General features: G+C 41.1%; 13 protein-coding genes. 2 read left to right on the plus strand and 11 right to left on the minus strand.

Annotation, left to right across the window (positions count from 1 at the left end; translation table 11 throughout):
* Window positions 1–86: 86 nt before the first annotated feature.
* On the plus strand, window positions 87–902 hold the full coding sequence (locus JWQ54_RS25665; RefSeq protein WP_299590692.1) for an AraC family transcriptional regulator: 816 nt from the start codon (window positions 87–89) through the stop codon (window positions 900–902).
* 16 nt (window positions 903–918) lie between these two features.
* On the opposite strand, the gene JWQ54_RS25670 is transcribed toward JWQ54_RS25665, so the two are convergent.
* From JWQ54_RS25670 to JWQ54_RS25680, 3 genes are all read right to left on the minus strand, one after another.
* Window positions 919–1,173 (minus strand): hypothetical protein, encoded by a 255-nt coding sequence (locus JWQ54_RS25670; protein WP_299590694.1) that lies wholly within the window; start codon window positions 1,171–1,173, stop codon window positions 919–921.
* A 287-nt stretch (window positions 1,174–1,460) separates the two neighbouring features.
* Entirely contained in the window at window positions 1,461–1,637 is a 177-nt protein-coding gene (locus tag JWQ54_RS25675) for a hypothetical protein (protein ID WP_299590695.1), read from the minus strand.
* An 81-nt stretch (window positions 1,638–1,718) separates the two neighbouring features.
* On the minus strand, window positions 1,719–2,498 hold the full coding sequence (locus JWQ54_RS25680; RefSeq protein ID WP_299590696.1) for an FAD-dependent oxidoreductase: 780 nt from the start codon (window positions 2,496–2,498) through the stop codon (window positions 1,719–1,721).
* On the opposite strand from JWQ54_RS25680, the gene JWQ54_RS25685 reads away from it, so the two are divergent.
* Window positions 2,487–3,059: a hypothetical protein gene (locus JWQ54_RS25685; RefSeq protein ID WP_299590697.1), complete on the plus strand. Its 573-nt coding sequence runs from the start codon at window positions 2,487–2,489 to the stop codon at window positions 3,057–3,059. The two genes, JWQ54_RS25680 and JWQ54_RS25685, sit on opposite strands and share 12 nt — an antisense overlap.
* A 174-nt stretch (window positions 3,060–3,233) precedes the next feature.
* Here the strand turns inward: JWQ54_RS25685 and JWQ54_RS25690 are convergent, their stop codons facing one another.
* From JWQ54_RS25690 to JWQ54_RS25725, 8 genes are all read right to left on the minus strand, one after another.
* Entirely contained in the window at window positions 3,234–4,457 is a 1,224-nt protein-coding gene (locus tag JWQ54_RS25690) for a dicarboxylate/amino acid:cation symporter (protein ID WP_299590699.1), read from the minus strand.
* A 216-nt stretch (window positions 4,458–4,673) separates the two neighbouring features.
* The gene (locus JWQ54_RS25695) at window positions 4,674–5,927 is read right to left on the minus strand and encodes a hypothetical protein (protein ID WP_299590701.1); all 1,254 of its coding nucleotides are present in this window, start codon (window positions 5,925–5,927) and stop codon (window positions 4,674–4,676) included.
* A gap of 1 nt (window position 5,928) precedes the next feature.
* Window positions 5,929–7,209, minus strand: a complete 1,281-nt coding sequence (locus JWQ54_RS25700) for a condensation domain-containing protein (RefSeq protein ID WP_299590703.1) — start codon at window positions 7,207–7,209, stop codon at window positions 5,929–5,931.
* A gap of 3 nt (window positions 7,210–7,212) precedes the next feature.
* Complete coding sequence (locus tag JWQ54_RS25705; RefSeq protein WP_299590705.1) at window positions 7,213–8,418, minus strand: nucleotide disphospho-sugar-binding domain-containing protein; 1,206 nt, start codon at window positions 8,416–8,418, stop codon at window positions 7,213–7,215.
* Between the two features lie 6 nt (window positions 8,419–8,424).
* A complete protein-coding gene (locus JWQ54_RS25710; RefSeq protein WP_299590707.1) occupies window positions 8,425–9,630 on the minus strand; it encodes a nucleotide disphospho-sugar-binding domain-containing protein in 1,206 nt (401 codons plus the stop codon).
* A 22-nt stretch (window positions 9,631–9,652) separates the two neighbouring features.
* Entirely contained in the window at window positions 9,653–10,414 is a 762-nt protein-coding gene (locus JWQ54_RS25715) for an alpha/beta fold hydrolase (RefSeq protein WP_299590708.1), read from the minus strand.
* Entirely contained in the window at window positions 10,405–10,704 is a 300-nt protein-coding gene (locus tag JWQ54_RS25720) for an acyl carrier protein (protein WP_299590710.1), read from the minus strand. The genes JWQ54_RS25715 and JWQ54_RS25720 overlap by 10 nt, the downstream gene beginning before the upstream one ends.
* The gene (locus tag JWQ54_RS25725; protein ID WP_299590712.1) at window positions 10,692–14,930 is read right to left on the minus strand and encodes a beta-ketoacyl synthase N-terminal-like domain-containing protein; all 4,239 of its coding nucleotides are present in this window, start codon (window positions 14,928–14,930) and stop codon (window positions 10,692–10,694) included. Before JWQ54_RS25725 ends, JWQ54_RS25720 begins: the two co-directional genes overlap by 13 nt.
* Window positions 14,931–14,952 lie beyond the last annotated feature (22 nt).

Genomic DNA, 14,952 nt, shown 5'->3' on the forward strand with positions numbered 1-14,952 from the left:
ATAACTAATTTTACAATAGGCAAAGTTGTGTTATAATGGCTTCCGCAACTATGAAGGAATCAATGAATAACTTGTAAATTTCACAGATGCACATCAGGAATCTTACCCAAAAGCTGGAGATCGCTTACGTTATTAAGGACGAATGGCACTTACCGGTGCACAAGCACACCCATTATGAACTTCAGTATATCATGAGGGGAAAGGGTCAGCATGTGGTCAATGATCAGACTTATAATTATCACAAAGGCGACCTGTTCATCCTGCCGCCGCAGGACTCGCATTTTTTTATTTTCCAGGAGAAAACAGTCATCTGCATTATTAAATTTCATGAAGGTTTCTTCGAAGAGTTTTTGCGGGATGCGGATTTTAAACAGCTCTTGATGCGCTTTTCTTCCCCGCACAGAAAAATAATGCTTTCAGGGAATAACAGGCAGCAGGTAATTCAGTTAATGGACCTGCTGATAGCTGAGCATAGGACAAAAGGCCTTTATCAAAATATCATCATCAAAAATGCCTTATCACTCGTATTGATACTCATGGCTAAAGATGCAGATGAAAACCAGGTTGCTCCGCACGAAGGAAAGATCCAGGCGATACTCAATTATATCGATCAGCATATCACCGAGAAGCAAATGCTCTCAACTGAAAATATAGCCGACAAGTTCAACATAAGTAAATCCTATTTCAGCCAGTATTTCAGCAAAGCCACCGGTAGCCCTTATAAGCGGTATGTGCAGGAGTATGCGTTAAAGCTGATTGCCCACCAGTTGGTACACCGGGATAAAACTCTGTCACAGCTAGCCTATGAATTTGGTTACAGCGATGAAAGTCATTTAAGCAATTCCTTCAAGGCGCATTTTCATCAAACGCCATCCGCATTTAAAAAAGCAAATCAATTTTAACGGCACTGTCTTCATTTTATACAAGTTTTTCCCTGTTTGTTGCATAAGTCTGCATTACAGTCCTGTTTAGCTTTGTATCAGTAAAAGGAATAAAACAATGCATATAGATCATACGACCCTGCGAACCAGGGAAATGGAAAAAACAAAAGAATTTTTTATCCGTGTATTTGACCTCCAACCTGGGGAGAGACCGGCCGTAATAGCCACTAACATCCCCGATATTGGCTATATTATAAAGACAAACCGCTGATTCACCTGATACAAAGCTCATATTATTACAAAACAGCTATTGATAATTCAGCTGAGGCAATTGACCACGCCGCTTTTTTCTTAGAAGATTACGAGGCATTTAAGCAGAAGCTTACTGAACTTAAAATTCCTTACTCTTTAATGAACCTCCCGGATATAGGCGAACGGCGGATCTTCCTGCACACACCAACCGGTATTTTATTGGAAACCGTTTTCAGGTAACGATAAATAGTGCTGGAAAAATGAATTTATTTAAGATACGCACAGGAATATAAATTTTCATTGCTTTTTCGGTCTGATCATCAACCTTTAAGTAGGGTCATTGGTAATAAAACTCCAGGACCAATTCAATGCAAGTTTAATTTTGTTTCTAAATCCGGCAATAGGTATAATGTGAATGAATAACCATACCAACCATGCAATAAACCCTTTGAAGAAACCTGCAGGCAGATCAACCACAGCTTTATACTTGGCAATAATAGCCATGCTGCCTTTATTATGATAGCCGAACACTTTTAACGCCTTACCATCTTGTAAGCGCTTAAGATTTTCTGCTAGCGCAATTCCCTACTGAATAGCGACCTGTGCCAGTTGAGGATGACCGTCCGGGTAATTCTTATCTGTGCTTTGGATACATTGATCTCCGATTGCAAAAATATTTTGCGTGCCCGGTACCTGGTTATATTCGTTAACAATAATCCTCCTTCCACGACCTATATTCTCTGTCGGTAATCCCGGCGCTTCACGGGCTACTACACCGGATGCCCAAACCAATGTAGAAGTTGCTATTGTCTCATCACCGGCCAGTATGACTTTTCCATCTATATAATCTTTAACGGCGGTGTTCAATTTTATTTTTACGTCTAACTTGTTTAACACTTTGTATACCTCTTCCTGCGATCTGGGGCTCATTGGACCAAGCAATGTTTTACCAGAATTAATCAGATAAATATTACCTTTTGTATCCTTAAGTTCAGGATAATCTTTGTTAACGATATTACGACTCATTTCTGCCAGCATGCCAGAGATCTCCACGCCGGTCGGCCCTTCCCCTACTATAACAATATTTTGCAATTTTTCTTTCTCGGCAGTATCAGTAGCTCTTATGTTTTTCCCGACATTCAACAATAGATGGCTTCGGAGGTTAATTGCATCATCGATTGTTTTCAAAGGCAACCCCTTCTGCCTTATATTTTCCATTCCAAAATAATTGGTTTCAGTGCCCATTGCCAATACTAAATAATCATAGGACAGATTTCCGTCAGAAGTCTCGATCCGGTTTTCGAGCGGCACAATATTTTTTAATTCACCCAAATAGAACCGCAAATTTTCCTTATGCTGAAACATCTTTCGGATAAAGATGTAAAGACCACTACGGAAAAACAGGCGCATGTCCGGGAAAACTTCCGTAAATATGGTTTGTTCATTGCCTCAGTAGCCGAAGCGAAAACTCCCAACGATGTGAAAGATGCAATCAGTGCTTTCGCCCTGCCCAAAGGCAGCTCACGGATAAAAAAAGAAACGGCATCCAGTTTTGGCATTAATTCTTACGTAGGTATCTACCATACCTGGAATAAAGATTACACCGCGGCGCAAATACCCGCTGAAGAAACCGGACTAACGGCGCCAATCGGTTTTTCCTATAACCGGGGTCATTTTTTGGGAGGCAGTCTGACTGCATATGCCGAAGTGTTGGACATCGGGGCTATCTTCTCCTATAAACTGACCAGTGGTAACAATTTAAAATCAGACATTCAGCTGGGCCTGGTGTTTTCCCCGTCATTGGGGCTGATCTATGGGCTACCGATATTAAATAAGTACAATATTCCCTTGTCACTGGGAGCGAATATGCAATGGGGGCCGCGTTTAAAAGGCGTGTCTGACGCAGGTAATTCTTACTGCCACTGATGACACGGCGTTTTAACATATTCATCGCATTTGACATCCCTATTATTAATTTTTTTACATCTAAATAAACAACGTGTCATTCCATTGTCTACTTATTAAAACTTTATAGACTATCCTGCCAATTGCTTTAATCTTACAAGAAGTATTCCTGTAAAGGCTGCTAAATGACTTTACTTACCAGCTTTTAACCCAATCCTCTTTGTCAGCAAATCTGTTAATGAGCATAGCAGCCACGGTATCACCTGTTGCGTTTAGTAAAGTAGCAACGGGATCAATCAATGTTCCTATAATTATTGCAGGCGGCAGAGCTTCCGGAGGGAAGCCATAAGCAGAAATAAAAAGGAGTTCACCAACATAACCACCATTTGGAATACCGCCTTCAACAATGCTCACCATCACCGTCATGCCGAGGGCCAGCAGGACAACCTCCGGACTGTTGAAGCTTTTGCCGAACATGGCAAAAACAACAGCAATTTTTAAAATAGATGAAATGCTTGATCCGTCTTTGTGCAATGTTCCCCCAAGTGGTATTACTATCCCTGCTATGGTACTTGAAACACCCATTTTTTTGGCTGCTTCAAGATTTGCCGGAATGGTAGCAATGCTGCTGCAGGTGCCTACCGCAGTGAAGGATGGTATAATATTATTTTTCCAGTATTTTTTTACACCCTTTATTCCGCCTGCGATAAAAGCGTAAATACTGAAAAATACTGCATAATAAAAAATGCTGACGCCATAGCCAATACCCATTGTATGCGCATAAGCACCAAAAAGGGAGGGGCCAAATACAGCCACCTGGTAAGCAAAATAAGCGCCTAACCCAACGGGGCCAAGTTTCATAATAAGAACGAAAACATTTTTAAAAACTTCATTACCAGCATTTAAGAAACTACTGAATGCTAAACCCTGTTTCCCCGCCCGTAATGTTCCAAAACCTGTAAGGATTGCAAAAATAATCATTGCCAGCATGTTCTTCCTGGAAAGCAATTGATAAAATTCGCCCGTAGTAAACAACTGTGTTACCTGGTCGCCGGATAGCTTTTTATCTGCCTGGTGATTTAATAATTCAGGAGGTATAATTGTTTGCTGATGGATGGGAAACAACCATACTGCAAAAATCGTCACTAACGCTGCTATGAGAACCGTTGACAAAAACACGCCTGACATAATAGTCATGATCCTGGTCAGTTTTTGTTCGCCATGAAGATTAGCAATTGCCGAGGAGATAGCAAAAAAGACCAGCGGAATAACCGCAACAAACAACAGGTTCAGGAAAATATCTCCTATTGGCTTAAGCAGTTCTGCTCCTTTACCAAATAGTACTCCGGCAGCGCTGCCAATAATGATCCCGCCTATCAGCCAGATCATTCCACTATAATTTTTTAACCAATTATTCATTTGATGGTCTCCGGTTGTAAGATAACCATATTGCTGAAAAAAATTTGCGAAGCTTTTTAAAATACCTGTTAATAATAAAAGTATTTATAAAATATTCTGTCAGGAACGGTATTAATTTTACAGTCAGAGCATTTAATGCTTCTTACCGCCGAACTATTAAATTGGGGTACAGGCGGATAAATAAATCCCCGCTGCATATTATGAATTTGCTAAAAACTATAAATTATCAAACAATAGTTGCATTGTTTTATTCTTTATTTTCAAAGCATCCGCTTCGGGCAGAAATACATTATTCGACACAAATGTGAAATCCATTTGATTTTTAAATGTACTGGCAACCAGTGTACTGGGATTTCGCCATGGAAATGCAACTGTTGGGCTGTAAATAGCTTCTAATTCAAAAGATTTATATGTTTCGGGGATATTAAGCTTACCCATGTTGGATAAAGTAACATCATGCGTGCCATCAGTTGCTTTCAGAAATTTTACCATCCTTTTTACAGATGCGTGCATATACTCGCCCATCCATAACATTTCAAAAACGTTCAAAGCTTCTATTTTTGTGGTCAGCTCTGCTTTTATTTTCCGGACCGTGCTCCAAAAATCCAAACCTGATTTTTTATCAATGTTGAGTTCAACTATTGGAGCAAAGGCAAACATTGTATCCTGTTTTATCTGCGGAATAAAGTGCCTGATATCTACAGGGCTTATTACTTTTCCATGTGCTTTGTTGCCTCTTACCTCTTGAAATGCGTTAAGAAATGCTGCACATAACGCACCATGTACAGATGCATTGGCTTTTTTACTGGCTTTGGTTATATTAATTGTTTGTTCTGTGTCAAGTTTCCAGTGCAGCACATAATGATCCTTTGCAGATCTGTTCCTGGTAGGTTTAAAATAAAAAAATATCCTGCCTAAAAAAGCGAATATCCGGCTCTTCCTTTCCATTTTTTTATTGTCATGAAATTTATCCGGCATCAATTCATGTATCGAGACAAATGGAGAATATGCTTTCAATTCCTGGTCTGGCTCATCCAGCAAACTCAGTATTTCGCGCATCAGGGCTACAATAGTGCCGCCATCGCAAATACAATGCGGTAAAATCAGCATTAATTCAGATATTTCTACAGATCTGAGCCACACCACCCTGGCCAGTGGTTTGGATACTTCATTAAAAAGCTTGTACCATTCTTCCTTTGATACTGTCAACCAATCGTTATCTGTTAAGCGTTCAACTATACGTACCGGTACTTCAGCTATTTCGTTATTAAAAACAAAACATGGCTGATCCGAATATTCATCGCTGATACCAGCTCTCAGGGATGGGTGCTTTTGCTGTACTTTAAAGAGTGCTGAACGCAGGTTTCCAGGGCTTATGCTGCCTTTTATTTTTGCTGTAAACACACAATTGAGTGGTGTAACTGCGTCTACGTACATGATTCTTTCTACCATGATCAGATTTCTTTTCATATTACGATTGTAGCTGAAGTAAGTATGCGGTTTGTTCCTTAATAAGGGAGATAATTTTATCCTTTATGTTCAAAGCTTCCTGGTATGGGATAAAACCTTCGCTGGCAATAAATGAAAAATCCATTTGTCCGCGATAGGTGGAAGTGAGTAAAGTTGTAGTATTACCTAGCGGACCAATTACTGAAGGACTGAATATAGTTTCAATCTCAAATTTCTGGTACTGATATGGAATATCAATTTTACCGAGGTTAGAAAACATACAATCATTTGTTGATTTGCCATATTTCAAAAAATCACTGAATTTGGATAGCGAAGCATGAGCAGCCTCCATGGTCATAATGGTATCGTACGGGTTAAGCCGGACCATTTTTTTATCTATATCTTTTTGCAGCGCTTTAGCATTTTCAATAAAATCAAGTGAAGCGTAGGCCGACACTACTAACATTAAACCATATGCAAAAATTTGGTCTTTTTTTATTTCGGGCGCAAATCTGCGAATATCCACCGGGCACGTAATTTTATTATGTGCTTTTTCCTTTCTAATCTGTTTAAATGCACTTAACACCACACTGCATAGCAAAGTGTTTATTGTAACACCTTCCATTTTGCTAACGCGGATCAGATCTGCACTTACATTTTCATCGAGTTTCCAATGAATAAGATAATCTGTTTTTCTGTCTATGGCTTTCTTTTTTACGGGGATAAGCCAAAGTATCAATGTAGCGATGCCTCCAATAAGGCGGGCTTTTATTCTTTTCTTTTTGCTGTTGAGTATATTTGAAGGAATAATATCTGAAAGGTTATTTATCGGATGTTCTTTACCAATTTCCGCATCAGCATTATCCAAAATCTGTAACAATTCTTCCAGTATAACCATGGCAGCCCCACCATCACAAAGGCAATGATGCACTACAAGGATCAAGTCCGAAATTATGTCACTTTTTATCCATACCAAACGTATGAGCGGCCCATTTGCAGCATCAAAAACTGTTGACCATTCTTTTACCGATTCTGTTTTCCAATCATCATCGCTATTGCGGTTAACAATCCGTAAGGGAATTTTATTTTGCCTTTCTTTCTCAATTACAAACCAGGGAAACCCGTTTTCATCATTTTTTATACAGGCATTAAGCCAGGGATGCTTTTCCTGTATCCTTTGCAGCGAATAATTGAGTTCGTCGGCGGTTATATATCCTTTTATCCTTACCGGAGTTAAAACATTAAAGGCCGTTTGCCCGTTGCCAAACAGCATTCTTTCTCCAAATAACAGTTTTCTTTTCATGGCTTAATGCTGAGGTTCTGGTATTTGTTCTGTTTTAGCAAAATCTTCAAGCAATTGTACGGCCTTGTCATTTCCTCCGGCGGCAATAAATGTCTCTTTTATCTTTATTGAAGCATTACGGTATTCAGGATTTTCAAGCAATTCAAATACAGCGTTTTTCAGGTCTGCAATGCGCAAACGCTTATATCTTATGCTGATGCCACACCCGGCTTTTTCAATAAGCTTAGCAGTATGGAAATGATCATAAGCAATAGGTGTAATAAGCATTGGCAAGCCATTAATAAAAGTATCGTTAACAGTGTTAAAACCACCATGACATATCACCATGTCCATGTGTGGCATTAGTTCAGTTTGAGGAACAAAACCATTTACAATAAAATTATCAGGCCATACCTCAAAAATATCCTGATTTGTTGCAGCGACAATAGTAATTGGCTGATCGGTAAAAGCAGTTATCAATTTTTGAAAAAACTCTTTCCTGATATCCACCAGCAAGGTACCCAGCGACACAAAAACTTTTGGTGTAGTGGCTTTTGCCAGGCGTTCCCAATCAAAAGCTGCCTGGTTGGGCCTCCCCTTTACCGGGCCAACAAACTTCATATTTGCAGGTACTTCCTCAAAGCCAGCGAACACCCGGGAGGTAAAAACTATATTAAGTTTATTTGAATGGATAAAGATCCCATCGCTATAGATTCCAAATTCCCCCTGCAGACCTTTGATTAGATTTTGCTGCCATTCAAATATTTTTGGAGAGTTATTGGCGGTATCGCCCATTACGTCAGGAGGAACAGGTGTAGTTGTTACACATGGAATACCTTTAATATGGGCACATAAGGCACCTGCAAAAGTGATACAATCGTTTATAATTACATCGGGTTTCCAGGCATCCACAAAATTGCTTAATCCCTTCATCATGATCCGGGCGAAAGGCACATAGGTTTCTTCAAGGGCAAGTTTCATTACCTCCGGCCCCGAACAGCCCGGGCCATCATCCTGCCGTTTAAGTATGCTGCTTATTTGTTCCCGGTGTTCTTCAAGTTCCGCTCCGGGAACTATGAATTCGCCACCTGCAGGTATGTGTTTATCGGCAAGCGGGGTTAAACCCAGCCATTTTACAGTATGCCCGCGGGCAATTAAACTGGCGCCTATACTTAACGTCGGGCTGATATGACCAAAAAATGGTGGAACAACAAATAAAAATTTTGCCATAAATCTTTAATATTTTAATGTTTCTGATGGTTGTTTTATTAGGAGCTGTTCAAGCATATCTACAGCAGTTTGCGTACCTCCTGCCTCCTGAAATGATTTTTTCATCTGTTCAGCACTTGTTTTATAAGCTGGATTGTTTAATATTTCTTTTACTGCATCTTTAAGATGACCGGCTTTAAAGCGGTTAAAATTTAGTCGCTCACCAGCTCCGGTATGCACTACGCGCCCTGCAACATGTGATTGGTCGTAAGCAATAGGAATTACCACCATCGGCAGCCCATTCATCAAAGTTTCGCAAACGGTATTATGCCCGCCATGGCATACCACTGCATCAAGGTGTGGCAATAATTCCAATTGCGGCACCTGGGGCTGCACTATAAAGTTAGCGGGCCATGTGTCGAAAAGACCGGGATCTGAAACTACTACAACAGTTATATCATCATCTCCAAGTGCCTCTACTACCTTTTCAAAAAAACTTCTTTTATGTGCATGATCAAAGGTGGTACCAATGCTAACCAGGATCCTGGGTCTGTTGACAGCGTGCAGCAGGTCCCAGTCAAATGCAACATTAACAGTTCTGTGATGTATAACCGGACCGCTGAAACGGTAGTGCACAGGCAGGTCCATCTCCCCAAAAAATGACTTTGAAGTAAGCACCATGGTAAGCAGGTCAGAGCAGGCTATTGACGAATCACCTTTAACTCCCAACTCCTGTTGCAGCGCTACAATTTGGTTAACTTCCCATTCATGTACCTTTGGCAGCTCATCCATTACTTTTATGGCGGCTGGGGCAGTAACCGATGTTGCATAGGGTAGTTTTTTAATAACTGAGGCAATGGCTCCTGCAAACATCTGATGATCGGTAATAACCAGGTCAGGCTTAAATTTATCCAGCCAGCCAACAATGCCTTCATAGCTATGCCGGTTTAATGGAATTAATACCTCTTCGTATAAAAACTTGATACTGTCTATACCGTAAACTATTTTTTTGGTGATAAGATCCAGGTATTTTTCACTTTCTTGTTTTTGATGATCATTTTCATCATACCTGATAGGCAACAGTTCTCCACCTCCAGGTAATTTTGAGGCCAAAGATTCGTCGAGTGTTATCCAGCCAACCCGGTGGCCCCGTTGAAGCAAAACAGCTCCCATGCTTAAAGTAGGATTAACATGTCCGGTTAAAGGAGGCACTATAAATACAAACCTGGCCATAATGATGTTGTTACGGGTATATTTAATTCATAAAAAAAGAAGTGATCATATTGCCAATAAGCACAGGTTCCTGTATTGGGATATTATGATCGCCGTTTACAGGTATCAGTCTCGAATTTTTGATCATACCATTCAATTGTTTGCCACTTTCTATACAATTAGATGCTGATCCATAAAGCAACAGCGTATCTTTACTTATTGAAGTAATTTCCTGATCGTTAAAAAAATTCTTTTCTGCCACCATATCATTTTTAATACTGGTTTGGTAAAACAGGTATTCATACATCTGGTGGTTACGCTCCAACTGGCGCTTACCCATTTTCACTTTCGTGGTATCGGTAAAATTTTCGATATAGTGTTCCAGAAACTCCCGGCTATAGTCATCAATAATGCCCCGTGCTTTTTCGTCATTAGGATCGGGAGCCTCAATAATGGCCAGCTTTTTTATTTTTTCGGGAAAACGCAATGCCATTTTTAAGGCTATCAGCCCACCAAAACTATAGCCAGCCAGGTGCACCGCATCTAAACTCAGAGTTTCCATCAGGGCATTCAGGTCATCAGTCATGCTGTTTAAATCATAACCATCAGGAGCACGACCGCTCATGCCATGACTTTTTAAATCATACATTACCACATGAAACTGCCCGGCTAATATGGGTGCAATATTAAAAAAGTAAACAGAGAGGTTACTGAACATACCATGAACCAGCAACACGGTTTCGGCTGCCTCTTTATTCATCTCCTGGACATGTACATCCCTGTTATTTATCTTTATTACTGGCATTCTTTAATGTAGTTGATAATCATTCCCAAATTCAGGTTAATAAGCTGGTCAAGGTCCATTGAAGACAACCAACCTGTAAAATCTATCTGATCACCAAAATGAGCCTTTATTTTTTCGGAGAAGGATACAATTTCTATACTGTCCATCTCAAGGTCTTTAGTAAAAGAACTTTCCGGGGTAATATCCATCTCTTCAACAAACTCCTCACCTATTACTTCGGTAATAAATTGTTTCATCAGATCAAAGATCTCGTCGCTGTTTAATTCTGCCATTGATACTATTGTGTCCATCCGATTATATAATTTTTGTGTTTTATGGTTTTTATGTAGATGTCATTTATCCGCAACTCATCATCTTTAATCTCTGTGATGACGTATGCTTTTGGGTTACCTTGTAAACCCTTGCCAAGGTATTTTCCATAAGCTTCCTTGGCCACCCAAAAACGGGTAGCCCATTCCGCTTTATCTTTTCCTGTTAATAGAGCAGTTTCAGTTTTTGAAAACACAAGGCCAAAAAAACCAGCGCCCCGCTCTTCAATGGTTTCCATATCAATACCTACAGGCTTGTCAAATTGGGCTATACCAACAGCGTCGGTTCCTTTGTGTGCAATAGAAATGTGGATCCCATCTGCAAGGCCCCCGTGTGGGTATGGTTTACCCAGTTCATCTGCCCTTATCCCGAAAGCTATAGGATAACATGCCTGCTGCTTTACTTTATTAAGCAGGTTACGTACAGCATCTTTTACGGCTACACGGCTAATGATCCAGGTTTTTCTTTTGTTAGGCGGTAAGCTGTTATGATGTTTTTTTTCATCCTGGTTAAAATAGCGTTTCAGGATAAAATCCCATGAAACCACACGTGAGTAAGCTTGATGGAACATGAAAACGCCCGGCGCAATTTCTTCTGATAAACGATTATTTAATGGCGACATAGAAACGTTCCACAAAGGCTCGTCAATCTCCAGTCGCCTGTTTTGCCAACCCGAAATAATTGCCCATACCCTGCCATTCCGTTTCATGATAATATTTGCAGTAGCAAATTCTTCATTCATCTCAGTAAGTACGCAAGTGCATTCAAAAATTCCCTGTTGATCCTGCATCGGCTCGAAAAACTCTATCTCCTGTATTTTAACCGGGAAAGCAATACGATCTTTAGTTAAAGTTAGCTGCAACCATAAGCCAAATAATTGCCCGGCATTATCAAGCAGAGAACCTTTTCCGGCTGCACTCTCAATAATGCCGGTAATGCCCTTGCTGCCTACAGCTTTTATTGATCTGATACCCTGGTAGCCGGGGCCATGAAACATATGCGCATCGTAGATCTGTTCAGGGCTGCGTTGTATATCCAATAATTCACCAATGTCAAAATCCCTATCAGGTGGCACATTCAGGCTATTTGACAATTGAACCTCGGCATTGGCAAAGCGCTCCAGGTTAAGATAAACCCGATGCTGGTCCTTCCACTCCCCTATGACAGTTTCACGGAATGGCTTAACTACGTTCATCCATTGAAACACCCGGATATTCATTATTTTTTGAACCTGCTCACCAGGCGACTGTTCTGCAGCTATTTCACCAAATAGCTCAAATATCATGGTCATTGGAATCACAGGATCCATATCTTCTACACAATGCCAACCCTTTGGTTGCCTCAATAAAGAGTGATCAATTAAGTACGGACAATTATCAAGTGTAATATCAAGCTGCTTAGAAAACGCCTCGCGCGTTACAGGTGATGGTATTTCTGGTTTTGCAGTTTTGGTTAAGGGTTGTTGTAAAGCCCGGTTTTGAAATAGTTGCAGCATCTCTGCCTGCATACTTATCATTTGTGCCACATTATTATTAAAGGCACTCAAAACAGGATCTGCTACATCAACCAATAACGCTTCGTGAAGTACCGGAGTCAGGTGCTTAACTGCAAGGTTTTGAAGTACGGCCAGTTTATCAATAATTGGCAAACCTAACTGTAGTTTGATCCCCTTAGCGGTGTGGGGCGGAGAATATCTTTTGATCTCCATAAAATCCATTCCCAACTCTTTCCCCTCGATAAACAATGCAGCGAGCACCCGCTGCAACTGTGTTAAGCCGGAGCGCAAAGGAACATTGGATGCAATGGTGCTAAAGTTTTTCCCTTTTAAAGTATCATCGATAAAACCCATTAATCCGCCTGAACCTACCTGGATAAAAACACGGGCACCCTTCTGGTAGAGCTTTTCAGTAAGCTCACGAAAGCGTACAGGTTTTACCAGGTGTTCTGCGCTTAATTGCCTGATGGCTTCAAAACCTTCAGGATAAAGTTCTAAAGTTGTAGCAGACCAAAGTGGTATTGTTGTTTTACGGAACTGCATACTGCGCATTCCATCCAGTATTACATCAAGTTTATTGGCTATAAAAGGAGAGTGAAAGCCCGATTGAAATGGCAATACCTGGTGAAATATTTGTTGGGTTCTTAATATGGGTACCAGTTCATCCAACGCTGCTTTACTGCCGCAGAGGATTACCTGTTGCGGACAATTATCGTTGGAAAGATAAAGATGTTCAATAGTTGCAATTAGTGGCGCTAACTGATTTAATCCACATCCAATCGCAATAAACCTTGAATCTTTCAGCTCAAAAGTTTCAGGATTTAAAACATTGAGCAATTGTAAAACAGAGCTTTCTTCGGCCAGTTCAGATGAGCGGGCAGCAAGCCATTCGCCCAGGCTGTGCCCTGCGTTCATATCCGGTTTTATACCCAGCTGTTTAAGTGCCTTATCAAGAATACTACTCTTGTTCAATATTTTTAGCGCCTCGCTTAGTAAGCCTTCGGCTTTAGCATCATGGTCGGCTGCTATATTAAAGTAATCAGCTACACTTTCAACTTCGCCACCTGCCAGCCCGTCAAGGCCGGGAAAGACAAACGCAACTTTACCACCATTGCTAATAAGTGGTGCATTGGTGTACCATATATCCTGCTTGTTGCGCCAGGGCACATTTTTGGCTGCAATCTTTATGGCCTTTTTAAGTCGCTCAGGGGTTGGGCTAAACACTGCTATACGGTAATCACCCTCCCCCTTACTGTAATCCTGCGTTTCCAATGCATTCATCAATTCCTGATGACTTGGGCGTGCAAGTAACAATACTTCATCCTTTTTAGCTGAGTTGAACCCTTCGAGCACTACATGTGCGTTAATTCCTCCAAAACCAAAAGCGTTTACTCCAGCCAGTTTTGGCAGGCCGGAATCCCCCCAGTTTACCGGGTTTTGAACTGCCGAAAAGCGGGTATGTTCCATTTGCGCCAATGGCTCTTCGCAATGTAAAGTTGGCGGCAATACGCCGTGATAAAGCGCCATACAGGTTTTTATAAAACCGGCCATCCCGGCGGCTGGCATAGCATGCCCAATATTTGATTTTACACTGCCAATACCGGCGTTGGGCAGTTGCGCATCATTATTAAAAAACTTCGCCAGTGTTTCCAGTTCTGTTTTATCGCCTAAAGGGGTTCCGGTACCATGCGCTTCCAGGTAGCCTATGTTTTTCGGTTCAACACCTGCATTTTCCCAGGCTTGTTCAATTGCTTTAAGCTGTCCTTTTACTGACGGGCTCATTACACTTGTTCCGCTGCCATCGCTGCTTACACCAACGCCTTTAACAACCGCGTAAATTCTGTCCTTATCCTTTATCGCATCCTCAAGGCGTTTTAAAACCACAAAACCACAGCCTTCTCCAATAATTAATCCATCAGCATTTTTATCAAATGGTTTTATCTTTTCAGTCCGGGACAAAGCTCCTAACTGCGAAAATATGCTCCAGAAAGCTGCATTTTGCCCCACATGTACACCACCTGCAATAACTAAATTACAGCGCCCGCTATTGAGTTCCTGTACGGCGTGATCAATGGCGATAAGTGAACTGGCACAGGCGGCATCAAGTGTAAAAGCTACTCCGCCAAGATTTAAACGATTGGCCACCAGTGAAGCTGCCAGGTTTGGAATAAGCCCCATAACGGTATCAGGCCCAAAACGTCCTTTCCGGGATTGAAATTCCTCTTTAACCTTTTTTATTTCAGCATCATCCAAGTGTGGAAGAATATCTTTCAGTACAGCAACTATCTGTTCACCTGTTCTTACAATTTCAATGGCCCGCGTGGCCCCGGGGCCTGCATAGTTACCTTTTCCTATAATTATGCCCGTTTTTTCAAGCGACATGCTCTTTTCAAAAACACCGGCATCCTCAAGCGCTTTATGAACCAGATCAAGCGTTAATAAATGATCGGGTTCCATACCTTCAACTGCAAGGGGAAGAATACCAAAGCGTTGAGGATCAAATTCATGATCAGGAATAAAACCGCCACGATTGCAATAAAAGCGGTCGACACCCGAAGCATCTTTATCAAAGTGCACCGGATCTATCCGATCCGGCGGTACCGTTCGGGTAGAATCAACTTTATTGATGATATTTTGCCAAAATGTTTCCACATCACCCGCCCCGGGAAATATGCATGACATTCCTATAACAGCTACATCGGTTTTATTCATAATAGATTAGTTTAGGGAAATG

It is taken from the genome of Mucilaginibacter sp. (assembly GCF_028288225.1).
Lineage (GTDB): Bacteria > Bacteroidota > Bacteroidia > Sphingobacteriales > Sphingobacteriaceae > Mucilaginibacter.

Coding starts and splice junctions, on each gene's coding strand:
- JWQ54_RS25665 (WP_299590692.1), top strand. CDS start 87: ATGCACATCAGGAATCTTACCCAAAAGCTGGAGATCGCTTACGTTATT.
- JWQ54_RS25670 (WP_299590694.1), bottom strand. CDS start 1,173: ATGAGCTTTGTATCAGGTGAATCAGCGGTTTGTCTTTATAATATAGCC.
- JWQ54_RS25675 (WP_299590695.1), bottom strand. CDS start 1,637: ATGGCTATTATTGCCAAGTATAAAGCTGTGGTTGATCTGCCTGCAGGT.
- JWQ54_RS25685 (WP_299590697.1), top strand. CDS start 2,487: ATGCTGAAACATCTTTCGGATAAAGATGTAAAGACCACTACGGAAAAA.
- JWQ54_RS25680 (WP_299590696.1), bottom strand. CDS start 2,498: ATGTTTCAGCATAAGGAAAATTTGCGGTTCTATTTGGGTGAATTAAAA.
- JWQ54_RS25690 (WP_299590699.1), bottom strand. CDS start 4,457: ATGAATAATTGGTTAAAAAATTATAGTGGAATGATCTGGCTGATAGGC.
- JWQ54_RS25695 (WP_299590701.1), bottom strand. CDS start 5,927: ATGAAAAGAAATCTGATCATGGTAGAAAGAATCATGTACGTAGACGCA.
- JWQ54_RS25700 (WP_299590703.1), bottom strand. CDS start 7,209: ATGAAAAGAAAACTGTTATTTGGAGAAAGAATGCTGTTTGGCAACGGG.
- JWQ54_RS25705 (WP_299590705.1), bottom strand. CDS start 8,418: ATGGCAAAATTTTTATTTGTTGTTCCACCATTTTTTGGTCATATCAGC.
- JWQ54_RS25710 (WP_299590707.1), bottom strand. CDS start 9,630: ATGGCCAGGTTTGTATTTATAGTGCCTCCTTTAACCGGACATGTTAAT.
- JWQ54_RS25715 (WP_299590708.1), bottom strand. CDS start 10,414: ATGCCAGTAATAAAGATAAATAACAGGGATGTACATGTCCAGGAGATG.
- JWQ54_RS25720 (WP_299590710.1), bottom strand. CDS start 10,704: ATGGACACAATAGTATCAATGGCAGAATTAAACAGCGACGAGATCTTT.
- JWQ54_RS25725 (WP_299590712.1), bottom strand. CDS start 14,930: ATGAATAAAACCGATGTAGCTGTTATAGGAATGTCATGCATATTTCCC.